This is a genomic window from Kitasatospora sp. P5_F3 (assembly GCF_054049135.1).
Map to the genome: position 1 here is coordinate 242,516 of NZ_JBFUMY010000012.1, position 23,450 is coordinate 265,965.

Genomic DNA, 23,450 nt, shown 5'->3' on the forward strand with positions numbered 1-23,450 from the left:
ACCGTCAGGCGTGCGGCGTGCCAGGGTCGCTCAGTCCTTAGTCAGTGGGCCGGTCCGGCCGCTCACATGATGGGCTCTGGCCGGACTCTGTCAGGCTCAAGGGTACGGCCTGCGTCAGCCCACCAGCGCCCGCCTGGCCTCCCTGGCCGCCACCCGGACGGACACCCAGGCCCGCCGCAGCTCGTCCTTGACCGGCCACCAGACGTCCCGCCGCAGCCAACGGCACGGCCGCACCACCAGGAACCGCCACAGTCGGCCCCCCAAGTGCCAGGCCAGACGCACCGCCTGACCGACCGTCCGGAGCACCGGATACAGCACCGTCCACCACAACCACCCGAGCGGCAGCACCAGCAGATACCGCACCAGCCACGCCAGCCCCCGGCCGAGCAGCACCGCCACCTTCAGCAGCCCACGCCCCAGGGCGGCCACCCCCGCGACCAGACCGCGGCCGAGCGGCGTGAGCACGGACTCCCACCCCCACACCAGCGGGACCACGACCAGGTACCGCACCAGCCAGGCCAAGGCCCGGCCGATCCAGGCCACCGTTCGCGCCAGACCCCGGCCGGCCGGAGTCAGCACCCACTCCCAGAGCCACACCAGCGGGGCCACCACCACCCACCGCACCAGCCAGAGCAGCGGCAGGGCCACGCCGTTGCGGCCGAGCCAGACCAGGGCCCGGCCGACCGCGAGCAGCGCCGTACCGACGGCGAACAGCGCCACCAGCAGGCCACGCCCGCTCGGCCGGAGCACCCGGCGAGCGAACCAGGTGCCCGGCCGGACCACCAGTTCGGCGGACAGCCAACGCGCCGCCGCCACCAGACCCCGACCGGTCCACCCCAGCCCGTGCCCGGTCGCCAGCACGGCCACCAGCAGGGCCCGGCCGATCGGTGCCAGTACGCGCACACCGGTCCACACCAGCGGCCGCAGTACGAACACTCCGATCACCCAGCCGAGCGCGTGGCCCAGCGCCGTCACAGCGATCTCCGTACCCCGCCCGAGCGGCGCCAGCACGTACCTGTGGAAGCCCTTCGCCGACCAGATCGCGGCACGGCCTAGCAGCTGCCCCGACCGGGCCAGCCCGCGCCCGAGCGCCCGCACCCCCGCCGCCGCACCGCGCCCCAGTGGCGCCAGCAGATACCCGTACAACGCCCGGCCGGTCCAGGCCAGTGCCTGGCCGAGCGGCGTGAGCAGGTACCGGTAGAGCATCAGCAGCGGCCAGCCGACCAGGCCGTAGCAGACCTTGCCGATCAGCCACCCGAGCCAGTCCAGCGCTCGGCGGACCGGTCGCCAGGCCAGCACCAGCAGCTCCCAGACGAACCGCAGCGGCACCACCACCGCGAAGGCCAGCACCCTGGCGGGTATCCGCACGGCGGCGACCAGGCACCCCTCGGCCGGTCTGTCCTGCTGCTCCATCGTTCTCTCCCCCTTGAATGCCCTGACGGCCCCTGCCGTGCAGCACGCACGGGAGGGGCCGTCAGGTTGCGGACCGGTACTACGAGTTGACGACCGTCAGCGGCAGCAGCTTCACGCCGGTCGGGCCGATCTGGATCTCCGTCTGCATCTGCGGGCAGACACCGCAGTCGAAGCACGGGGTCCAGCGGCAGTCCTCGACCTCGACCTCCTCGAGGGAGTCCTGCCAGTCCTCCCAGAGCCAGTCCTTGTCGAGGCCGCTGTCCAGGTGGTCCCAGGGCAGCACCTCCTCGTAGCTGCGCTCACGGGTGGTGTACCAGGCGACGTCGACGCCGGTGCCGGCCAGGCCCTTCTCGGCGGCCGCGATCCAGCGGTCGTAGGAGAAGTGCTCGCGCCAGCCGTCGAACCGGCCGCCGTCCTCGTAGACGGCCCGGATGACCGCACCGACCCGGCGGTCGCCGCGGGAGAGCAGGCCCTCGATGATGCCGGGCTTGCCGTCGTGGTAGCGGAAGCCGATGTTCTTGCCGTACTTGCGGTCGTTCCGGATCGCGTCGCGGAGCTTGCCGAGCCGGGCGTCGGTCTCCTCGGCGGAGAGCTGCGGGGCCCACTGGAACGGCGTGTGCGGCTTGGGGACGAACCCGCCGATCGAGACGGTGCAGCGGATGTCGTTCTGGCCGGTGACCTCGCGGCCCTTCTGGATGACGTTCTTCGCCATGGTGGCGATCTGCAGGACGTCCTCGTCGGTCTCGGTGGGGAGGCCGACCATGAAGTACAGCTTCACCTGGCGCCAGCCGTTGCCGTAGGCGGCGGCGACGGTGCGGATCAGGTCCTCCTCCGACACCATCTTGTTGATCACCTTGCGGATGCGCTCCGAGCCGCCCTCGGGGGCGAAGGTGAGACCGGACCGACGGCCGTTCCTGGTCAGCTCGTTGGCCAGGTCGATGTTGAAGGCGTCGACCCGGGTGGACGGCAGCGAGAGGCCGATCTTGTCCTCGGTGTAACGGTCCGCCAGGCCCTTGGCGATCTCACCGATCTCGGTGTGGTCGGCACTCGACAGCGAGAGCAGGCCGACCTCCTCGAAGCCGGTCGCCTTCAGCCCGCGCTCGACCATCTCGCCGATGCCGGTGATGCTTCGCTCCCGCACGGGGCGCGTGATCATGCCGGCCTGGCAGAAACGGCAGCCGCGGGTGCAGCCGCGGAAGATCTCCACGGACATCCGCTCGTGCACGGTCTCGGCGAGCGGGACCAGCGGCTGCTTGGGGTAGGGCCACTCGTCCAGGTCCATCACGGTGTGCTTGCTGACCCGCCACGGCACGCCCTCGCGGTTGCCCACCACGCGGGCGATCCGGCCGTCCTCCAGGTAGTCCACGTCGTAGAACCGCGGGACGTAGACACCACCCGTACGAGCCAGCCGGAGCAGCACCTCGTCGCGGCCACCGGGGCGGCCCTCGGCCTTCCAGGCCCGGATGATCTCGGTCATGTCGAGCACGGCCTGCTCGCCGTCACCGATCACCGCGCAGTCGATGAAGTCCGCGATCGGCTCGGGGTTGAACGCGGCGTGGCCGCCGGCCAGCACGATCGGGTCGTCCAGACCCCGGTCGGCGGCGTTCAGCGGGATGCCGGCCAGGTCGAGCGCGGTCAGCATGTTGGTGTAGCCGAGCTCGGTGGAGAAGGAGAGCCCGAACACGTCGAAGGCCTTGACCGGCCGGTGCGCGTCCACGGTGAACTGCGGGACGCCGTGCTCGCGCATCAGCGCTTCGAGGTCCGGCCAGACGCTGTAGGTGCGCTCGGCGAGCACGCCCTCGCGCTCGTTGAGCACCTCGTACAGGATCATGACGCCCTGGTTGGGCAGCCCGACCTCGTAGGCGTCGGGGTACATCAGGGCCCACCGGACGTCGGCGCTGTCCCAGTCCTTGACGGTCGAGTTGAGCTCGCCGCCGACGTACTGGATCGGCTTCTGGACGTGCGGGAGGAGGGCCTCCAGGCGTGGGAAGACCGATTCGACTGGCATGCGGTGAGCCCTTTTCGGTGGAGACAAGGTGACCCTCAAGGGTAGCCGAACCGCGTAGGCGTCAAATCCCTATCGGTCGCTGGGTGCGGACGCACTGGAGCAGGCCGACGCCGATCCAGACTGCGAACATCGAGGAACCGCCGTAACTGACGAACGGCAGCGGGATACCCGCGACCGGCATGATGCCGAGGTTCATCCCGATGTTCTCGAAGGCCTGGAAGGCGAACCAGCTGACCACGCCGGCCGCCACGATGGTGCCGAACAGGTCGGTGGCCTGCCGGGCGATCTTGCAGGCCCGCCAGAGCATGAGCCCGAGCAGCAGGATCAGGCCGAGCGCGCCGACGAAGCCGAGCTCCTCGCCGGCCACCGTGAAGACGAAGTCGGTCTGCTGCTCGGGGACGAACTGGCCGGTGGTCTGGGTGCCCTTGAAGAGCCCCATCCCGGTCAGGCCGCCGGAGCCGATGGCGATCCGGGCCTGGGCGGTGTTGTAGCCCACCCCGGCCGGGTCGAGCGCGGGGTTGGCGAAGGCGGCGAACCGGTCGATCTGGTACTTGCTCAGCACCCCGAGCTGCCAGATCGCGCCCGCGCCGAGCGCACCGGCGCCGATCAGGCCGAAGACCCAGCGGTTGGCGGCGCCGGAGGCGAGCAGGATGCCGAGGATGATGACGCCCATCACCATGACCGAGCCGAGGTCGGGCATCAGCATGATCACGGCCATCGGCAGCGCGGCCAGCCCGAGCGCCTGGAGCACGCTCCGGGTGGGCGGGTACTCCCGCTCCCCCGCGTCCACCCGGGCGGACAGCACCACGGCCATGGTCAGGATGATGGCGAACTTGGCGAACTCGGCGGGCTGGATCGAGAACCCGCCGCCGAACTGGATCCAGGCCTTGGCGCCGTTGATGGTCGAGCCCAGCGGGGTGAGCACCGCAAGCAGCATCAGCACCACCAGCACGTACACCACCGGCACGGCGGTGCGCAGGCGCCGACTCCCTATCAGGACCACGATCCCGCACAGCGCCAGACCGATCGCCAGGTTGGTGAGGTGCCGGAGCAGGAAGTACTGCGGGTCGCCGTGGGTCAGCGAATCCCGCCCCCGGGTGGCCGACCAGACCAGCAGCGAGCTGCCGAGCGAGAGGCCGAGGGCGGCCAGCACCATGATCCAGTCCAGCCGGCGGAGCGGGGAGCCCTTGGCCAGCGCCCGGCCCACCGTGCCGCGCTGCGGCGCGAGCCGGTACTGGCTGTACGAGGAGGTCATGCCCGGCCCCTTCCGGCGGTGCGGGTGGTGGGTTCGAGCGCGGCCAGGGTCAGGGTGCCCGGCGCGCCGGGGGCGGTCGGCGGCTGCGGGTCCAGGAAGAACGAAACCGGGTGGACGGCGGTGCCGTCCGGGTTGAACTTCGGCAGCTCGGCCTGCGGCTTGCTGAGCAGGGCCTTGCCGTTGTCCACGTTGCCCTTGTCGTCCACGCCGTAGATGGCCTGGTAGATCCGGCGGACGGCGTCACCGGAGGCGCCGGAGCCGGTACCGGCCTGACTCATCGTCATGACCACCGCGTAGTCGCGGCTGTAGGTGGTCAGGTACGAGGTGGTCTGCTTGCCGAAGACCTCGGCGGTGCCGGTCTTGGCGTGCAGCTCGATCTTGCCCTGCGGCCAGCCCGCGCCGGTGAACTTCCAGGCGGCGGAGCCCTGTTCGATGACGCCCTTGGTGGCCTCGTCGATGTACTGCAGAGTGCGCTGGTCGGCGGGGATCTTCCCGTCCTCGTGCGGGGCGATCTCGCGGACCAGCGTGCCGTCCGGGCTGACCACCGCCTTGGCGATGGTCGGGCGGTAGAGCGTGCCGCCGTTGGAGAGCGCGGAGTAGATCCGGGCCATCTGGAGCGGGGTCACCAGGGTGTCGCCCTGGCCGATGGAGTAGTTGACGGCGTCACCGGCGCGCATCTGGTTGCCGTCGGCGCAGTTCTCCTTGGCCACCAGGGTGCCGTAGTCGTTGCCGCCGGACTGCGCCTGCTTGCACCAGGCGTCCTTGTTGGCGTCGTAGTACTCCTGCTTCCACTTCCGGTCCGGGATCCGGCCGGTGGCCTCGCTGGGCAGGTCGATGCCGGTCTTGGCGCCGAGGCCGAACTGCTTGGCGGTCTTGAAGAACCAGTCCGCCGGCTCCTTCTTGGGCTTGATGCCGCCGTCGGCCATCCACTGGTCGTAGGCCAGGCCGTAGAAGACGGTGTCGCAGGAGACCTCCAGCGCGCGGGCCAGGCTGATCGAGCCGTAGCCCTTGCTCTCGAAGTTCTTGAACTCGCGGCCGCCGATGGTCATGCTGCTCGGGCAGGCGTAGTTGCCGTTCAGCGAGTAGCCGGCCTGCGCGGCCGCGGTGGCGGAGACCACCTTGAAGGTGGAGCCGGGGGCGGACTGACCCTGTATGGCCCGGTTGAGCAGTGGGTAGTTGGAATCCTTGCTGGTCAGGCTCTCGTAGTCCTTGCCCGCGATGCCGCCGACCCAGAGGTTGGGGTCGTAGGTCGGGGCGCTGGCCATCGCGACGATCCGGCCGGTGTGCACGTCCATCACCACGGCCGCGCCGGAGTCGGCCTCGTAGTTGCGCTTGGTGTCCTTGTCGAAGGCCTTGCGGGCGTCCACCATGGCCTGCGCGAGATTGTCCTCGACGGCCTTCTGCACCCGGGCGTCGATGCTGGTGACCAGGTTGTTGCCGGGCACCGCCGGGGTCTTGCCCGCGCTGCCGATCACCCGGCCGAGGTTGTCCACCTCAAGCCGGTCGATGCCGGTGGTGCCGCGCAGGTCGTTGTCGTATACCGACTCCAGGCCGGCCCGGCCGATCTGGTCGACCGGCAGCCGGCGCTCCCGGCCCTCCTTGTCCTTGGACTTGGTGACCTCGTCGTCGGTGACCGGCGAGAGGTAGCCGAGCACCTGGGCCAGGTTGGCGCCCTCGACGCCGGTGTAGCGGCGCAGCGAGGTGGGCTGGGCGGTGACGCCGGGGAAGTCCTCGTGACGTTCCATTATCTGCATCGCCTGCTGGGTGGTGGCCGCCTTGGTCACCGGGATCGGCTGGTAGGGCGAGCCGTTCCAGCAGGGCTGCGCGGTCTTGGCATCACAGAGCCTGACCTTGTCCTGGACGTCCTTGGCGGGCATCCCGAGCACGTCGGCGAGCCGGGCCAGCACCGCCTTGCCGTGGTCCTTCTGCTGGAGCAGCGAGGTACGGCTGACCGAGACCACCAGCTTGGCCTCGTTCCCGGCCAGGATCCGCCCCGAGGCGTCCAGGATCTCGCCGCGTACGGTCGGCTCGACCACCTCGCGGACGTGGTTGCCCGCCGCCTTCTCCACGTACTCGTGGCCGGTGCGGATCTGCAGGTACCAGAGCCGCCCGCCCAGGGTGGCGAGCAGCGACAGCACCAGGACCTGCAGGACGATCAGACGGATCGTCACTCGCTGGGTGCGGCCGGTCTCCGGGATGTTGCTCAACGGTGCTCGCTCCTCAGGGGCGCTTGGCCAGGCCGGGAATCCGCCGCTTCCGGCCGTAGCCGGGCAGTGGGGACGCCTCACGGGTGGTGCGGTAGCGGGCCAGCGTGCCGAGGCCCGAACCGCCGGAGTCCTCGGACTCGGTGACCACGCTGCCGCCGTCGAAGCGGCGGGCCAGCATCATCACGGCGGGCACCACGAAGGGGGCCAGCAACACGTCGTACAGCAGGGCGCTGAACACCAGCCCGGTCAGGCCGACGTGCCGGGCGGCGGTGTCGCCGACCAGGGCGCCGACCGTCGCGTACAGCAGGGTGGAGGCGACCGCGGCGACCGCGACGATCAGCAGGGCGCTGACCGCCGAGCGCTGCCGGGCGCCGTCCGGGCGGAGCAGCCCGGCGACGTAGCCGAGCAGGCAGAGCACCAGGGCGTAGCGGCCGATGGCGTGGTCGGAGGGCGGGGCCAGGTCGGCCAGCAGGCCGGCCGAGAAGCCGACCAGGCAGCCGCCGGTGGGCCCGTAGACCAGCGCCAGGCCGACCACCACGAGCAGCAGCAGATCCGGTGTGGCGCCCGGGAGTTGGAGCCGCCCGAGCACGCTGACCTGGATCACCAGGCCGAGCAGGATCAGGACGGCGGAGAGCAGGATGCGGTTGATCCGCATGGTCAGTTCCCCCCTGCGGGTTTCGAGGCGGGCGGCTGGGCGGGCGGCAGCACGGCATCGCGCGGGTCGGTCCGCGGCGGGACCACCACCACGCCGACCAGGTCGAGCCGGGTGAACTGGACGTACGGCTCGACCAGCACGGTCTTGGTGAGCTGACCCGGCGTCGCCTCCACCTCGACCACCGTGCCGACCGGGACGCCCGGGACGAACGGGCGGCCGCTCTGCGAGCCGAAGGTGACCAGCCGGTCCCCGGCCTTGACCGGGGCCTTGCCGTTGAGCAGCGAGACCTTCATCGGTCCGGTGCCCTGGCCGTTGGCGAAGCCGATCTCGCCGCTGCCCTCCATCCTGGTCCCGACGCTGAAGCCGGGGTCGGAGGCGAGCAGCACGGTGGCGGTGGTGGGCGCGATGGTGGTGATCCGGCCGACCAGGCCCTGACCGTTGATCACGGTCATGTCCCGGGTCAGGCCGTCGTCGCTGCCCGCGTCGATGGTGATGGTCCAGGAGAAGCCCTGGGCGGCGCCGATCGCGATCACCTGGGCGGCCTTGACGGTGTATCCGCCGTTCCCGGCGGTACGCAGCAGCTCGTCCAGCTGCTTGGTGCGGCCTGACGCGGTGTCGGAGGAGGCGACCCGCTGACGCAGGTCGGTGTTCTCCCGGGTGATCTGGTCCAGTCGGGCCTGGTGGGTGCCCGCGTCCCGGACCGCCCGGACGGTGCCTGCCACCGGGTCGACCACTCCGGCCGCGCCGCGCTCGACCGGGCCGAGCACGCTCGCGGCGGCCCGTCGGGCACCGCTGAGCGGAGAGCTCTCGCCGCCCTTGATGTCCACGGTGATCAGGGCGAAAGCGACTGCGACCAGCAGGACGAGCAGCAGTCGGCTCTCTCGGGTGTCCCTCACGATGCTGGAGCTGCCCCTTCGGTGCCGGGGCCCCCACCCGCTGTGGACGACTGAGGGCCCTTCCGTTGACTTTTCTGTTGTGCTGACTAACGACGGGGCTGGGCGTCCAGTACCTGCTGGAGCGCCTCGAACTCCTCGACGCACTTGCCGGAGCCGAGCGCGACCGAGTCGAGCGGGTTCTCCGCGATGTGGATCGGCATCCCGGTCTCCCGGCGCAGCCGCTCGTCCAGGCCGCGCAGCAGGGCGCCGCCGCCGGTGAGCACGATCCCACGGTCCATCACATCGCCCGCCAGCTCCGGCGGGCACTGGTCCAGGGTGGTCTTCACCGCGTCGATGATGGAGTTGACCGGCTCGTCGATCGCCTCGCGGACCTCGGCCGCGGAGATCACCACGGTCTTCGGCAGACCGCTGACCAGGTCGCGGCCACGGATCTCGGCGTGCTCGTCCTTCTCGCCCTCCAGGGCGAAGGCCGAGCCGATGCTCATCTTGATCTGCTCCGCGCTGCGCTCACCGAGCAGGAGGCTGTATTCCTTCTTGATGTGCTGCACGATCGCGTTGTCCAGCTCGTCGCCGGCCACCCGGATGGACTGCGCGGTGACGATCCCGCCGAGCGAGATCACCGCGACCTCGGTGGTGCCACCGCCGATGTCCACCACCATGTTGCCGGTGGCCTCGTGCACCGGCAGCCCGGCGCCGATCGCGGCCGCCATCGGCTCCTCGATGATGTGCACCTGGCGCGCGCCGGCCTGCGAGCTGGCCTCGATCACGGCGCGGCGCTCGACTCCGGTGATGCCGCTGGGCACGCAGACCACCACCCGGGGGCGGGCCAGGTAGCGGCGCTTGTGGATCTTGAGGATGAAGTACCGCAGCATCCGCTCGGTGATCTCGAAGTCGGCGATCACACCGTCCTTGAGCGGGCGGATGGCGACGATGTTGCCGGGCGTGCGCCCGATCATCTTCTTCGCCTCGGACCCGACCGCCAGGATGCCGCCGGTGTTGGTGTTCACCGCGACCACGGAGGGCTCGTTGAGGACGATCCCCTTGCCCCTGACGTACACCAGCGTGTTGGCAGTGCCCAGGTCGATCGCCATGTCACGGCCGATGAACGACAGATTGTTGGCCATGGGGTGTGTGGTGCCTTCCCGAGCTCGGAATCAGATGGCGGGGAGATGGGGGCGGACGACGGCTGACCAGCCGTACCGAGCCCGTGAGTTGTGCTCCATCGTAGCCACGCCGGTCGTCTCGGACTGCGAGGTACGGCGTGCTGCCCATTCTCCGGCGGCTGCTCGGCATCTCCGAGGATTGGGACGCCGTGTCGGGGCTTCGAGTTCCGTATTTGAGGATGAAACGCCTGGATTCACCTGGTCGGGCCTGGCGGTGCGTGGTCCGACCAGGTGAGAGCCCGTCAGGCCAGGACCGTCAGGCCTGGGCCGGGAAGAAGATCTTGATCTCGCGCTCGGCCGACGCCTCGGAGTCGGAGGCGTGGATCAGGTTCTCGCGGGTGATGGTGGCGAAGTCACCACGGATGGTGCCGGGGCCCGCCTGCAGCGGGTCGGTGGCACCGGCCAGCGCGCGGATGCCGGGGACGACGTTCTCGCCCTCGACGATCAGCACAATCGACGGGCCCGAGGTCATGAACTCGAGCAGCGGCTCGTAGAACGGGCGGCCGACGTGCTCGGCGTAGTGCTGCTCCAGCGTCTCCCGGTCGAAGGTGCGCAGCTCGACAGCGGCGAGCTGCCAGCCGGCCTTGCGCTCGATCCGGCTGATGATCTCGCCGGCCAGGCCGCGCTTGACGGCGTCGGGCTTGAGCAGGACGAGAGTGCGCTGCGACACGGTGAGAGCTCCTGGGGACTAGGGGTCGGTCACCCGAAAGGCTACCTTGCGTGAGCACGGCCCGATCTTCGGGACCGGTGGTCGGCCACCTACGCGGTGGCGGCCTCCCGGGCGGCCTTGATCTCGTCGATGCGGCGGCCGTAGTGGACCGAGCACCACCAGAGTGCGGCGAAGACCAGACCGAGCACGAACATGGTGGGCAGTACGAAGCCGCTGACGATCAGTCCGATCTGGAGCGCCCAGCCGACTGCCACCGCTCCCGGTCGGGTGATCGCGCCGCAGAGCAGCACACAGAGCAGCATCGCGATCCCGCTGACGATCCAGACCGTCGCGGTGGAGACGTCCGAGAGCTGCATCGCGACCAGCGCCGCGAACATGATCAGCAGGGCCTCGCCGATCAGCGTCGAGGAACAGAGAACGCGCATGTCACTTCCTCCCGAGCAGGATGCGGGCCTCGCCGACGGTGATCACGGAGCCGGTGATCAGGACCCCGGCACCACCCAGGTCCTCGTCCTCGGCCATCGTGACGGCGGCGTCGATGGCGTCGTCCAGCCGGGGTTCGATCCGGACCCGGTCCTCGCCGAAGATCTCCACCGCGATCGCGGCCAGCTGGTCCACCGGCGTGGCCCGGTGGGTGGAGTTCTCGGTGATGACCACCTCGGCCAGGATCGGCTCGAAGGCTGCCAGGAACCCGGAGGCGTCCTTGTCGCCGCTGGTGGCGACCACGCCGACCAGCTTGTTGAAGGCGAACGACTCGGCGATCGCCGCGACGCTGGCCTCGGCCCCGTGCGGGTTGTGCGCGGCGTCCAGGATCACGGTGGGGCTGCGGCGGACCACCTCCAGCCGGCCGGGCGAGCTGACGCCGGCGAACGCGGCCCGGATCTTCTCCGCGTCCAGTGCGCCGCCCCGAGCGCCGCCGACGCCGAAGAAGGCCTCGACCGCGGTGAGCGCGAGCGCCGCGTTGTGCGCCTGGTGGGCGCCGTGCAGCGGGAGGAAGATGTCCTCGTACTCCGCGCCGCCGAGTCCACGGATGGTCACCAGCTGTCCGCCGACCGCGACCTCACGGCGGATCACCCCGAACTCCATGCCCTCGCGGGCGACGGTGGCGTCCACCTCGACCGCGCGCCGCAGGATCGCCTCGGCGGCGTCCAGCGGCTGCTGGGCGACCACGGCCAGCGCGTCGGCCTTGATCACGCCGGCCTTCTCGATGGCGATCTTGCCGGTGGTGTCACCGAGCCGGTCGGTGTGGTCCAGGCCGACCGGGGTGATCACCGCGACGGCGGCGTCGATCACGTTGGTGGCGTCCCAGGAGCCGCCCATGCCGACCTCGATCACCGCGACGTCCACCGGGGTGTCGGCGAAGACGGCGTACGCCATGCCGGTGAGCACCTCGAAGAAGGACATCGGGATCGGCTGCTGGGCGTCGACCATCTGTACATAGGGCTCGATGTCGCGGTAGGTCTCGATGAACTTGGCGACGCCGATCGGCGCGCCGTCCAGACTGATCCGCTCGGTCACCGACTCGACGTGCGGGCTGGTGTAGCGCCCGGTGCGCAGCTCGAAGGCGAGCAGCAGCTGCTCGATCATCCGGGCCGTCGAGGTCTTGCCGTTGGTGCCGGTGATGTGGATCGACGGGTACGCCCGCTGGGGCTGGCCGAGGATGTCCATCAGCGCGGCCATCCGGTCGAGCGACGGCTCCAGCTTGTTCTCCGGCCAGCGGGTGGAGAGGGCGGTCTCGATCTCGCGCAACTCACCGGCCGGGTCGGCGGAGTCCGGGTTGTTGGGGCGGATCGTGTACGGGTTCTGCGGGGCCTTGTCGCTCACGCGCCCAGTCTACGGAGCCGCCGCCGCGCTCCCGTCCGGGTGGTCCACGACTCACGTGAGTGCGATCACCTGGCAAACGATTGACCACGGCAAAGGTTTACCATGTGAATAGATGATGGATGAGGCAATTCACCATCAGATCGAAGATCATTTCGTCGATGGAGCCTTGCAATGGATGCCGTTCACGCCTACTTCCTCAGCCACCAGGCCCAGGTGCTGTGGACGGCCCAGCTGCTCTCCCTGACCCTGCTGGCGTACATGGTCCTGGTGTTCGGCCGGTTCCTGCTCTACTGGGCCGGCTCGGCCCACGCCTTCCGGCACAACCGACCGGCCGAACCGGGCGATCCGGCCGCCTTCCAGTGGCACCTGGTGATCCCCTGCCGGGACGAGGAGCCGGTGGTCGGGCAGACCCTCGCCGGGCTGCGCCGGTCCTCCCCCGAGGCCCACCTCTGGGTGGTGGACGACGACAGCGAGGACCGCACCCGCGAACTGGTGCTGGCCGCCGCCGACCGCGACCCGATGATCCACCTGGTGCAGCGCCGCCGCCCGGACGCCCGGATCGGCAAGGGAGCCGCCCTGAACGCCGCCTACCGGCAGATCTCCGGCTGGCTGCCGGCCGGCACCGACCACGAGCGGGTGGTGCTCGGCGTGATCGACGCCGACGGCGAGCTCGGCCCCGACACCCTCGCCCTGGTCAGCACCGGGAAGGCGCTCGGCCGCCCGGACAACGGCGCGGTGCAGATCGGCGTCCGGATGCGCAACGCCGACGATCCGCGCCCGTTGCCCGATCGCGGCCGGGCCGCCAACGCGTTCGCCCGGGCCCTGGTCCGGATGCAGGACGTCGAGTTCCAGGCCGGCAACGCCGGGATGCAGTTGCTCCGCCGCCGCACCGGCAGCGTCGGCCTGGGCGGCAACGGCCAGTTCGTCCGGCTCGCCGCGCTCGACGCACTGGCGGGCGACGGGCAGCGCCCCTGGCCCGAGCGGGCACTGCTGGAGGACTACGAGTCCGGCCTCGAACTCCGGCTCGCCGGTTACCGGTTGACGCATGTGCAGGAGGCGAGGGTGGCGCAGGAGGGCCTGGTCTCGGGCCGCCGCTTCCTGACCCAGCGGACCCGCTGGGCGCAGGGCAACATGCAGTGCCTGCGGTACACCCGGCGGGTGCTGGGGTCGAAGCACTACTCCCTGGCCGGCAAGGCCGAGGTGATGTACACCTTCCTGCAGCCCGTGGTCGCGGTGCTGCTCGTGCTGCTCCTCCCCGTCTCGCTCGGCATCTCGCTGGCCACCCGGATCTTCTTCCGTGCGGACGCGGCCGCCTTCGAGTCCACGTACGGCCCGCTGATGCTGCTCGCCTTCGTGCTCGCCGCACTGCCGCTGGTCGGCTGGGGCTTCGCCTACCGCCGCACCGTGTACCCCGACCGGAGCCGACTGCTGGGCCTGCTCTGGGGGTTGGCGCTCTGGCTGTACACCTACCACGTCTTCCTGGTGGCCACCCGGGCCGCCGTCCGGCTGCTGCTCGGCCGCAACGGCTGGGCGAAGACCCGCCGCAACGCCGAGCGGTCCACCGCCGGTGCCCCGACCGCGCTCGAAGCCTGAACGAAAGCAACTGCCATGACCTGCCTGTCCCAACGAAACGTCGCCGTGGTGCTGGGCACCCGCCCCGAGCTGGTCAAGCTCGCCCCGCTGATCCACGAACTCGGCCCCGCCGCACGGTTGGTGCACACCGGCCAGCACTGGGACGAGGCGATGTCCGGCCGCTTTCTGCGTGAACTCGACCTGCCAACACCGGAGTTGCTCTCCGGCGTGGGCGGCAGGCCACGAGCCGGGCAGATCGCCGCCTCGCTGGAGCAGCTGGACGCCGCCTTCACCGCCGAGCGCCCCGGCGCCGTGGTGGTGCAGGGCGACACCAACGCCACCCTGGCCGGGGCGCTGGCCGCCAACGCCCTCGGCATCCCGCTGGTGCACGTCGAGGCCGGCCTGCGCAGCCACGACCGGGCGATGCCCGAGGAGCACAACCGGGTGATGGTCGACCACATCGCCGACCTGCTCTGCGCCGCGACCGAGGAGAACGCCGCCAACCTGCGCACCGAGGCGCTGGCCGAGCAGGCCATCGCACTGACCGGCAACACCGTGGTCGAGGTGGTGCACCGTCAGCTCCCGGACGCCGGGGCCAGGGCAGCACTGCTGGCCCGGTACGGGCTGCGCGCCGACGCCTACGTGCTGGCCACCGTGCACCGGCCGGAGAACACCGACACCGCCGAGGCGCTCGGCGCGGTGCTCGGCGAGCTGGACGCGCTCGCGGCGGCGGGCACCGCAGTGCTCCTCCCGATCCACCCGAGGACCCGGGCCGCCGTCGAACGGCACGGCCTGCAGTCGCTGTTGGCCCGTCTGACGGTCACCGAGCCGGTCGGCTACGGCGACTTCCTCGGGCTGGCCAGGCACGCCGCACTGCTGGTCTCCGACTCCGGCGGCGTGCAGGAGGAGTGCACCGTGCTCGGCCGCCCGCTGCTGGTGGTCCGGCGCTCCACCGAGCGCCCCGAGTCGGTGGCCGCGGGCTTCGCCGCCCTGGTGCGACCCGGCCCCGAACTGGGCGCGCTGGCCGCCGCCTGGCTCGCCGACACCCCCGAACGGCTGGCCCGGCTGGCCGCCACCCCGAGCCCGTACGGCGACGGAACGGCCTCCGCCCGGATCGCCCGGCTCACCCTGGCCCTGGCCGAACCGGGACGGCCGGCTGTCTGACGCATTCCGGCGACGGTCTTGACAGCGGGATTGGTCTACTCCACCTTGTGACACAAGTCACTGGTACAGACCAGGACTTGACCCTGCACCGCACCATCCTCACTCCCCCACATGGAGATGGCATGCGCGCAAGACCGCTCGACAAGCTCAGCCTCCTGCTCATCGGCCTGGTCTCGACGGCGCTGGCCCTGGTCGGCCTACTGCTGGCCACCCCGGGCGCCCAGGCCGCCGCCACCAACGTGGAGTTGATCGAGAACGGCGGCTTGGACAACGGCAACCACGTCTTCCCCTGGACGTGTTCCAACAACTCCGGCCAGCCCGCCACCGACCCCTCCCACGGCTTCGTCCTGAAGGTCACCCCCACCGCCAGTGACAACGGCCAGTGCACCACCACCGCTCCGGTCAAGCCCTCGTCCACCTACACGCTGAGCGCCTGGGTGCTCGGCCCGTACGTCTACCTGGGCGCCACCGGTACCGGCGGCAGCGACCCCAGCACCTGGACCAACGGCACCAGTTGGACGAAGCTGACGACGACCTTCACCACCGGGGCGAACGCCTCCAACGTCACGGTCTACCTGCACGGCTGGTACGGCCAGGGCTCCTTCCTGATGGACGACATCTCGCTGTTCGGGCCGGGCGACCCCAAGCCCTCCTCCAGCGTGACCACACCCAAGCCCAGCACCAGCGTGACGGTCACCCCGTCGCCCAGCCCGAGCCCGTCCACCAGCCCCAGCCCGAGCGGCAGCCCGACCACCCCGCCGTCGGCCAACAAGCACCTGCTGACCGGCTACTGGCAGAACTTCGACAACGGCGCCACGGTGCAGAAGATCAGTGACGTCCCGGCCGCCTACGACATCATCGCGGTCTCCTTCGCCGACGCCACCGGCAGCGCGGGCGGGATCAGCTTCACCCTGGACAGCACGCTCTCCAGCCGCCTCGGCGGTTACACCGCCGCGCAGTTCAAGGCCGACATCGCGGCCAAGAAGGCGGCCGGCAAGAAGGTGGTCGTCTCGGTCGGCGGCCAGAACGGCACCGTCTCGGTGAACAGTTCGGCCTCCGCCGGCAACTTCGCCGACACCGCGTACGCGGTGATCCAGGAGTACGGCTTCAACGGGATCGACATCGACCTGGAGAACGGCGTCAGCGCCACCTACATGGGCCAGGCCCTGCACTCGCTGGCGAGCAGGGTCGGCAGCGGCTTCGTGCTCACCATGGCGCCGCAGACCATCGACATGCAGTCGGCCGGGGCCGAGTACTTCAAGCTGGCGCTGAACGTGAAGGACATCCTCACCATCGTCAACATGCAGTACTACAACTCCGGCACCATGCTCGGCTGCGACGGCAACGTCTACGCCCAGGGGACGGTCAACTTCCTGACCGCGCTGGCCTGCATCCAGCTCAAGAACGGCCTGGAGCCCCGGCAGGTCGGCCTCGGCGTCCCGGCCTCCACCAGCGCGGCCGGCGGCGGCTACGTCAGCCCGAGCGTGGTCAACGCGGCACTGGACTGCCTGGCCCAGGGCACCAACTGCGGCACCTTCAAGCCGGACACCAGGTGGCCCGGCATGGGCGGCGCGATGACCTGGTCGACCAACTGGGACGCCAAGGCGGGCGGCGGCATCGCCTCCACCGTCGGCGGCCACCTGCACGGCATGCCGTAACCGGCACCGGACTCCAGGGCCGCGGGCCCAGGGCCTAGGCCTGGCGCGGGATGCTCCGGGTGCCGTGCCGGTGCCGGAGTTCGGCGGTGATCTCCCCCAACTCCCCGTCGGGGAGGAAGGGGAGCATCATCGCCACCGCCTGGAGCAGGCCGCCGACCAGGAAGGTGGTGTCCGGGGTCGAGGCGACCAGCGAGCGGACGGTGCCCACGTCGCCGGCGTCGACGGCCTCCACCAGCTCGGCCACGTCCACGAGTTCCTCGTCCAACGCGACCCCGGAGGTGTCCGCCGGGGCGAGCCTGGCCAGGCCGCGCAGCACCCGGTCGCCGACCTCGGGCGCGTACGCCTTGCGGACCGCCTCGGCGGCGATCCACACCAGCAGGGTGGTCACCTCCTGCTCGGCCTGGTCGGCCAGCAGGCGCTCCAGCTCGCGGTCGAAGGCGAGTTGGTTGCCGTGCCGGAAGGCGATCAGCAGCGCCGCCGCCCTGGCCTTGGCCACGTCCACCGCCTCCGCAGGCAGTTCGTCGGCCAACTCCTTGGTCACCACCACGCCGTGCCCTCCCGTCAGTCGACATCCGCTGCCCAGAACTCCCACTTACCGTACACAGTCGAACTGCAAACGCCCCTTAACCCGCGCGCAAAAGAACCAGACCCGATCGGCCGAACGCCAATTCAGGAATTCACTGATTCACGGTCGGACACTCGTCGCGAAGGTCCGCCGCAGCTCCCCGATCTGCTCGACGCACTTCCCCGATCCGACCGCGACACAGTCCAGCGGCACGATGACCTGGCCCATCACGTCGCCCGCCGGCTCCGGCGGCGCCGCGTCCAGGGTCTGCCGGACCGCGAGCACGATCTCGGCGACCGGCTCGTCCAGCGCCTCGCGGATCTGAGCGGCCGTCACGACGGCGCTCCTGGGCAGGCCGCCGACCGCGTCCCGGCCCCGGACCTCCAACTCGCCCGGGCTCTGCTCACCTGAACTCTTCGTGCACATCCGCCACCGGCCGGCGTACGTGACGGAATTCGGCCGAACGGGCTATCCGGAACTCGGCCGGGTTCAGGAAATAGCCAACGGGTAATCAACTTCCTTTGCGCCGCCAAACACTGAGGGCCGTACCTCCGCGTGCGTTACGCGGAGGTACGGTTGGCGGTGGCCTGCACCTTCTCCTTCTCGGCGGCGGCCAGGTCCTTGGCCAGGCGCTTGCGCTCGGCCGGCACGTCGATGGTGCCGGACAGGTCGAGCGCCACGGTGACACCGGCGACCGGCAGCGAGGCGGTGGCGGTGAAGCCCTCCTCGGGCTCGGTCAGCCGCGCCAGCGAACGGATCGCGGCCTCGTGCGCGGCCAGTACGGTACCGGCCAGCTCCAGCCGGGCGGGCACCCGCTGACCCGGGTTCAGATCCTGGTCGGAGCGGAACCGGCGGACCTCGGTGACCACCTGCTGGACGGTGGCGACCTCGGCCTCGGCGGCGGCGTCGATCCGGCCGGCGTCGGCCTTCGGCCACTCGGCGATCACCAGCGACTCCCCGCCGGTCAGCGTGGTCCACAGCGTCTCGGTGACGAACGGGACGATCGGGTGCAGCAGGCGCAGGGTCTTGTCCAGCACCTCACCGAGCACCCGGCGGGCCGCGTCGGCCTGCGGGCCACCCGCGAACAGCGTGGTCTTGGAGAGCTCGACGTACCAGTCGAACACCTCGTCCCAGGCGAAGTGGTACAGGGTCTCCGAGACCTTGGCGAACTCGTAGTCCTCGTAGAACGCGTCCACCTCGGCGATGGTCGCGTTCAGCCGGGACAGGATCCACCGGTCGACCGCGGTGAGCTCCTCGGGCGCGGGCAGCGGGCCCTCGACCGTGGCGCCGTTCATCAGCGCGAACCGGGTGGCGTTCCAGATCTTGTTGCAGAACTTGCCCGAGGCCTTGACCCAGTCCTCGCCGACCGGCACGTCCGCACCGGGGTTGGCGCCGTTGGCCAGGGTGAACCGGACGGCGTCGGCGCCGTACTGGTCCATCCAGTCCAGCGGGTCGACCGCGGTGCCGGAGGACTTGGACATCTTCTTGCCGAACTGGTCGCGGACCAGGCCGGTCAACGCCACGGTGCGGAACGGCGCCTGACCGTCCATCGCGTACAGGCCGAACATCATCATCCGGGCGACCCAGAAGAAGATGATGTCGTGCCCGGTGACCAGCACGTCGGTGGCGTAGAACTTCTCCAGGTCCGGGGTCTGCTCCGGCCAGCCGAGGGTCGAGAACGGCCACAGGCCGGAGGAGAACCAGGTGTCCAGCACGTCCGGGTCCTGGTGCCAGCCCTCGCCGACCGGCGGCTGCTCGTCCGGGCCGACGCAGACGACCTGGCCCTCGGGGCCGTACCAGACCGGGATCCGGTGGCCCCACCAGAGCTGGCGCGAGATGCACCAGTCGTACATGTTGTCGACCCAGTCGAAGTACCGGCGCTCCAGCTCCTTCGGGTGGATGTCCACCCGGCCGTCGCGGACCGCGTCGCCGGCGGCCTGCGCCAGCGGCTCGACCTTGACCCACCACTGCAGCGACAGCCGCGGCTCGACGATGGTGTGGCAGCGCGAGCAGTGGCCCACGGAGTGGTCGTACGGACGCTTCTCGGCGACGATCCGGCCCTGCTCGCGCAGTGCGCCGACCACGGCCGAGCGGGCCTCCAGGCGGTCCAGGCCGAGGAAGGGGCCGTGCACGGTGATCGCGCCGTGCTCGTCCATCACGGTCAGGTTCGGCAGGTTGTGGCGCTGGCCGATGGCGAAGTCGTTCGGGTCGTGCGCCGGGGTCACCTTGACGGCGCCGGTGCCGAACTCCGGGTCGACGTGCTCGTCGGCGACGACCGGGATCTCACGGTCCGTCAGCGGCAGCTTGATGGTGCGGCCGACCAGGTGCCGGTAGCGCTCGTCGTCGGGGTGGACGGCGACCGCGGTGTCACCGAGCATCGTCTCGGCCCGGGTGGTGGCGACGACCAGCGAGTCCTCGCCCTCGCCGTAGCGGATCGAGACCAGCTCGCCGGGGACGTCCTTGTGCTCCACCTCGATGTCGGAGAGCGCGGTCAGGCAGCGCGGGCACCAGTTGATGATGCGCTCGGCGCGGTAGATCAGGCCGTCGTCGAAGAGCTTCTTGAAGATGGTCTGGACGGCCTTGGACAGGCCCTCGTCCATGGTGAAGCGCTCGCGCGACCAGTCCACGCCGTCGCCCAGGCGGCGCATCTGGCCGAGGATCCGGCCGCCGTACTGCTCCTTCCACTCCCAGACCTTCTCGACGAAGGCCTCCCGGCCCAGGTCGTGCCGGGACAGGCCGGACTCGGCGAGCTGCTGCTCCACCTTGTTCTGGGTGGCGATACCGGCGTGGTCCATGCCCGGGAGCCAGAGCGTCTCGAAACCCTGCATCCGCTTACGGCGCGTCAGGGCGTCCATCAGGGTGTGCTGGAAGGCATGGCCGAGGTGCAGCGCACCGGTGACGTTCGGCGGCGGGATGACAATGGTGTACGCGGGCTTGTCGCTCTTGGCGTCGGCGGTGAAGTAACCGCGCTCCTCCCAGCGCTGGTACAGCACGCCCTCTACCTCCGCCGGGGCGTAGGTCGTCGGGAGGGTGGCTGCGTTGTCCCCGTCGAAGGTTCCGGGGCGCTGGTTCGTCGTGTCGGTCACGACACACAGTTTACGTAAACCTGGGGACCGACTTCGACCGCATTCCCGGCGACCACCCGGACGGGGCCGGTCTTGACCCGTGCGATAACGTGCCCCGATACTCGCACGCCCGTCTGGCGCGCACTGACGAACAGTCACAACCGACGTGGGGGAGACCGATGAACGGGCCGGGGCAGCAGTATCCGCAGGGCCAGCCGCCGCAACAGCCGCAGCAGCCGTACGGCCAGCCGCCTCAGCAGCAGCCCTACGGCGCGCCGCAGCCGCCGTACGGACAACAGCAGCCGCCCCAGCAGTACGGCTACCCGCCCCAGGCCCAACCGCCCGCCGGACCGTACGGCGCGCCGCCGCAGCAGCCGGGCCCGCCGCAGTTCGGCCAGCCCCAGGCACCCCAGTTCGGCACCCCGCCGCCGTACGGCCAGGCCCCGCAGTACGGTGCGCCGCAGCCCCCGTACGGGCAGCAGCCGTACGGCCAGCAGCAGTTCGGCGGGCCGATGCCGGGTGAGCCGCGGAAGAGCAGCGCCGGACTGGTGATCGGCATCGTGATCGGTGCGCTGGTGCTGGTCGGCGGTGGCCTCGGGGTCTGGGCACTGACCTCCTCCGACTCCGACTCGCCGCTGTCCGGCGGCGCGGGCGACTCCAGCGCGGGCAAGTACAAGCTGGCGGCCCCGGCCACCCTGCCCGGCGGCTACACCCAGAAGTCGACCAAGCCCGAGTCCGCCGGTGCACTCGGCGCGGGAGGCATCTCGTACGACGGTGGCATTGCCGCGAGCTACACCAAGGGCAAGGACGCGACGGACACCATCTCGGTAGGCGGTTCGTGGGGCAAGTTCAACGATCCGGCCGCCGTCATCAAGGCGGGCACCGAGAGGTTCGCCACCGGCGCCAATGCCGGCGCCGAGGAGAAGGTGACCTGGAAGACCCCGCTGGCCTCGGTCGACGCCAACGACGCCAAGGACCCGGGCGGCAAGCTCTCCTGCGGCGTTGCGTCCCTGGGAACCATGGACGTCCCGCTGTGTGTCTGGGCCAACCACTCCACCGTGGGAACGGTCGCCTTCATCAAGGTCTCCCTGACCGGTAAGACCACCCCGGTCTCCCCGACCCAGGCCGCCGAGCAGGCGCGGGCGATCCGGGACCTCGTGGTGGTCGCCAAGTAGTCCGCGACAGCGAGAAGGCCCCGCACCCTGTSACAGGGTGGGGCCACGTCCTGCCGGGACGGCACCTCGTACATCACGGACATCAGCACCTCCTCCATGATGGCCCGCAGGCCACGGGCACCGGTGCCGCGCAGGATCGCCTGGTCGGCGATCGCCTCCAGCGCGTCGCGGCTGAACTCCAGCTCCACGCCGTCCAGTTCGAAGAGCTTGCGGTACTGCTTGACCAGCGCGTTCTTCGGCTCGGTGAGGATCTGCAGCAGCGCCTCGCGGTCCAGGTTGTGCACGCTGGTGATCACCGGGAGCCGGCCGATGAACTCGGGGATCATCCCGAACTTCACCAGGTCCTCCGGCATCACCGAACGGAAGTGGTCGCTGCTGTCCGACTCGCGCTTCGAGCGGATGTTGGCGCCGAAGCCGATGCCCTTGCCACCCGCCCGGCCCTCGACGATCCGCTCCAGACCGGCGAACGCGCCACCCACGATGAACAGCACGTTGGTGGTGTCGATCTGGATGAACTCCTGGTGCGGGTGCTTGCGGCCGCCCTGCGGCGGCACACTCGCGGTGGTGCCCTCCAGGATCTTCAGCAGCGCCTGCTGGACACCCTCGCCGGAGACATCGCGGGTGATCGACGGGTTCTCGCTCTTGCGGGCGACCTTGTCGATCTCGTCGATGTAGATGATCCCGGTCTCGGCCTTCTTGACGTCGTAGTCAGCGGCCTGGATCAGCTTGAGCAAGATGTTCTCGACGTCCTCGCCGACGTAACCCGCCTCGGTGAGGGCGGTGGCGTCGGCGATCGCGAACGGCACGTTCAGCATCCGGGCCAGGGTCTGCGCGAGCAGCGTCTTGCCGGAGCCGGTCGGGCCGAGCAGCAGGATGTTGGACTTCGCCAGCTCGATCGCGTCCTCGCGGCCGTTGCCACCGCTGCGCCCGGCCTCGCCGGCCTGGACGCGCTTGTAGTGGTTGTAGACCGCGACCGACAGCGACTTCTTGGCGGTGTCCTGGCCGACCACGTATTGATCCAGGAACTCGTAGATCTCACGGGGCTTCGGGAGCTCCTCGAAACGCACCTCGGAGGTCTCGGCGAGCTCCTCCTCGATGATCTCGTTGCACAGGTCGATGCACTCGTCGCAGATGTACACGCCAGGCCCGGCGATCAGCTTCTTCACCTGCTTCTGGGACTTGCCACAGAACGAGCACTTGAGCAGGTCGCCACCGTCTCCGATGCGTGCCACGAGGTGCTTCCCCTTCGCCAGGGGCCCCGCGGGGGTCCGGGGCCTGGTGCTGTGGACCGGTCGCCGTCGAGCGATCGGTCTCGCTATCCGACGGTACTCTGCCGAACCGCCAATTCCGCCGTCTTCGACAGCTCTGCGGTACGCCCAGGGCGAATTGATACCGAACAGATGCCGTCGAAGAGACAGGCGGAGCATGGCCGTCCGCCATGCCCCGCCCGGTGAACCCAGCGGGGTTCAGGAGGTCATGGAGGACTTCCGGGTGGAGATGATCTGGTCGATCAGCCCGTACTCCAGGGCCTCCTCGGCCGTCAGGATCTTGTCCCGCTCGATGTCGTCGCGGACCTGCTCGACCGGCTTGTTGGAGTGCTTGGACAGCATCTCCTCCAGCTGCTCGCGCATCCGGAAGATCTCCCGGGCCTGGATCTCCAGGTCGGAGACCTGGCCCCGGCCGGTCTCGGTGTACGGCTGGTGGATCAGGATCCGGGCGTTCGGCAGCGCCATCCGCTTGCCGGGGGTGCCCGCCGCCAGCAGCACGGCCGCCGCGGAGGCCGCCTGGCCCATGCAGACGGTGGTGATGTCGGGCTTGACGTACTGCATGGTGTCGTAGATCGCGGTCAGCGCCGTGAAGGAGCCGCCGGGCGAGTTGATGTACATCTGGATCTCGCGGTCCGGGTCCATCGACTCCAGGCAGAGCAGCTGCGCCATGATGTCGTTGGCCGAGATGTCGTCCACCTGGGAGCCGAGGAAGATGATGCGCTCCTCGAACAGCTTGGCGTACGGGTCGTACTCGCGGATGCCCTGCGAGGTGCGCTCGACGAAGCGCGGGACGATGTAGCGGCCCTCGGCCCTCGGGGCGGTGAACTCGGTGCGCACGGTGTTCATGGGGTGTTCGGTCCTCCGAAGCGTGACGGTCGGTTGGGTCTGCTGC

The 23,450-nt window shown here is 70.2% G+C and carries 18 protein-coding genes and 1 pseudogene; 4 read left to right on the forward strand and 15 right to left on the reverse strand.

Translation table 11 applies throughout. The features are described 5' to 3' along the window. Nucleotides 1-114: 114 nt before the first annotated feature. From ACXJMZ_RS11495 to folC, 10 genes are all read right to left on the reverse strand, one after another. Nucleotides 115-1,413 (reverse strand): hypothetical protein, encoded by a 1,299-nt coding sequence (locus ACXJMZ_RS11495; protein WP_457029898.1) that lies wholly within the window; start codon nt 1,411-1,413, stop codon nt 115-117. A 79-nt stretch (nt 1,414-1,492) separates the two neighbouring features. Beyond that, the gene (locus ACXJMZ_RS11500; protein WP_457029899.1) at nt 1,493-3,421 is read right to left on the reverse strand and encodes a TIGR03960 family B12-binding radical SAM protein; all 1,929 of its coding nucleotides are present in this window, start codon (nt 3,419-3,421) and stop codon (nt 1,493-1,495) included. 61 nt (nt 3,422-3,482) lie between these two features. Beyond that, nucleotides 3,483-4,676: a rod shape-determining protein RodA gene (gene rodA / locus ACXJMZ_RS11505; RefSeq protein ID WP_457029900.1), complete on the reverse strand. Its 1,194-nt coding sequence runs from the start codon at nt 4,674-4,676 to the stop codon at nt 3,483-3,485. Beyond that, nucleotides 4,673-6,883, reverse strand: a complete 2,211-nt coding sequence (gene mrdA, locus ACXJMZ_RS11510) for a penicillin-binding protein 2 (RefSeq protein ID WP_457029901.1) — start codon at nt 6,881-6,883, stop codon at nt 4,673-4,675. The genes rodA and mrdA overlap by 4 nt, the downstream gene beginning before the upstream one ends. A 13-nt stretch (nt 6,884-6,896) precedes the next feature. Next, nucleotides 6,897-7,538 carry a rod shape-determining protein MreD gene (gene mreD / locus ACXJMZ_RS11515; protein WP_457029902.1) on the reverse strand — a complete coding sequence of 214 codons (642 nt, stop codon included), beginning with the start codon at nt 7,536-7,538 and terminating at the stop codon, nt 6,897-6,899. A 2-nt stretch (nt 7,539-7,540) separates the two neighbouring features. Further along, nucleotides 7,541-8,434 carry a rod shape-determining protein MreC gene (mreC, locus tag ACXJMZ_RS11520; protein WP_457029903.1) on the reverse strand — a complete coding sequence of 298 codons (894 nt, stop codon included), beginning with the start codon at nt 8,432-8,434 and terminating at the stop codon, nt 7,541-7,543. Nucleotides 8,435-8,520: 86 nt separating this feature from the next. Further along, the gene (locus ACXJMZ_RS11525) at nt 8,521-9,546 is read right to left on the reverse strand and encodes a rod shape-determining protein (protein WP_057239138.1); all 1,026 of its coding nucleotides are present in this window, start codon (nt 9,544-9,546) and stop codon (nt 8,521-8,523) included. Between the two features lie 307 nt (nt 9,547-9,853). Further along, nucleotides 9,854-10,267: a nucleoside-diphosphate kinase gene (ndk, locus tag ACXJMZ_RS11530; protein WP_457029904.1), complete on the reverse strand. Its 414-nt coding sequence runs from the start codon at nt 10,265-10,267 to the stop codon at nt 9,854-9,856. Between the two features lie 89 nt (nt 10,268-10,356). Beyond that, a complete protein-coding gene (locus ACXJMZ_RS11535) occupies nt 10,357-10,692 on the reverse strand; it encodes a DUF4233 domain-containing protein (RefSeq protein WP_457029905.1) in 336 nt (111 codons plus the stop codon). A gap of 1 nt (nt 10,693) precedes the next feature. After that, nucleotides 10,694-12,091, reverse strand: a complete 1,398-nt coding sequence (folC, locus tag ACXJMZ_RS11540) for a bifunctional tetrahydrofolate synthase/dihydrofolate synthase (protein ID WP_457029906.1) — start codon at nt 12,089-12,091, stop codon at nt 10,694-10,696. Nucleotides 12,092-12,262: 171 nt separating this feature from the next. Between folC and ACXJMZ_RS11545 the strand changes: the two genes are divergently transcribed. The 3 genes from ACXJMZ_RS11545 (at nt 12,263) to ACXJMZ_RS11555 (ending at nt 16,485) form a co-directional block, all read left to right on the forward strand. Beyond that, the gene (locus tag ACXJMZ_RS11545; protein ID WP_457029907.1) at nt 12,263-13,684 is read left to right on the forward strand and encodes a glycosyltransferase; all 1,422 of its coding nucleotides are present in this window, start codon (nt 12,263-12,265) and stop codon (nt 13,682-13,684) included. A 15-nt stretch (nt 13,685-13,699) separates the two neighbouring features. Continuing rightward, complete coding sequence (wecB, locus tag ACXJMZ_RS11550) at nt 13,700-14,827, forward strand: non-hydrolyzing UDP-N-acetylglucosamine 2-epimerase (protein WP_457029908.1); 1,128 nt, start codon at nt 13,700-13,702, stop codon at nt 14,825-14,827. A 122-nt stretch (nt 14,828-14,949) separates the two neighbouring features. After that, the gene (locus tag ACXJMZ_RS11555) at nt 14,950-16,485 is read left to right on the forward strand and encodes a chitinase (protein ID WP_457029909.1); all 1,536 of its coding nucleotides are present in this window, start codon (nt 14,950-14,952) and stop codon (nt 16,483-16,485) included. A 34-nt stretch (nt 16,486-16,519) separates the two neighbouring features. On the opposite strand, the gene ACXJMZ_RS11560 is transcribed toward ACXJMZ_RS11555, so the two are convergent. From ACXJMZ_RS11560 to ACXJMZ_RS11570, 3 genes are all read right to left on the reverse strand, one after another. Further along, nucleotides 16,520-17,032 (reverse strand): hypothetical protein, encoded by a 513-nt coding sequence (locus tag ACXJMZ_RS11560; RefSeq protein ID WP_457029910.1) that lies wholly within the window; start codon nt 17,030-17,032, stop codon nt 16,520-16,522. A gap of 138 nt (nt 17,033-17,170) precedes the next feature. After that, entirely contained in the window at nt 17,171-17,476 is a 306-nt protein-coding gene (locus tag ACXJMZ_RS11565) for a rod shape-determining protein (protein WP_457029911.1), read from the reverse strand. A gap of 134 nt (nt 17,477-17,610) precedes the next feature. Then, complete coding sequence (locus ACXJMZ_RS11570; protein ID WP_457029912.1) at nt 17,611-20,136, reverse strand: valine--tRNA ligase; 2,526 nt, start codon at nt 20,134-20,136, stop codon at nt 17,611-17,613. A gap of 158 nt (nt 20,137-20,294) precedes the next feature. Here ACXJMZ_RS11570 and ACXJMZ_RS11575 point away from each other — a divergent pair, with 158 nt between their 5' ends. After that, the gene (locus tag ACXJMZ_RS11575) at nt 20,295-21,290 is read left to right on the forward strand and encodes a hypothetical protein (RefSeq protein WP_457029913.1); all 996 of its coding nucleotides are present in this window, start codon (nt 20,295-20,297) and stop codon (nt 21,288-21,290) included. Between the two features lie 41 nt (nt 21,291-21,331). Here the strand turns inward: ACXJMZ_RS11575 and clpX are convergent. Both clpX and ACXJMZ_RS11585 read right to left on the reverse strand, forming a co-directional pair. Continuing rightward, nucleotides 21,332-22,522: pseudogene (gene clpX / locus ACXJMZ_RS11580) on the reverse strand (ATP-dependent Clp protease ATP-binding subunit ClpX); the annotation flags it as partial. A gap of 234 nt (nt 22,523-22,756) precedes the next feature. Continuing rightward, a complete protein-coding gene (locus ACXJMZ_RS11585) occupies nt 22,757-23,404 on the reverse strand; it encodes an ATP-dependent Clp protease proteolytic subunit (protein ID WP_057238513.1) in 648 nt (215 codons plus the stop codon). Nucleotides 23,405-23,450: the final 46 nt, after the last annotated feature.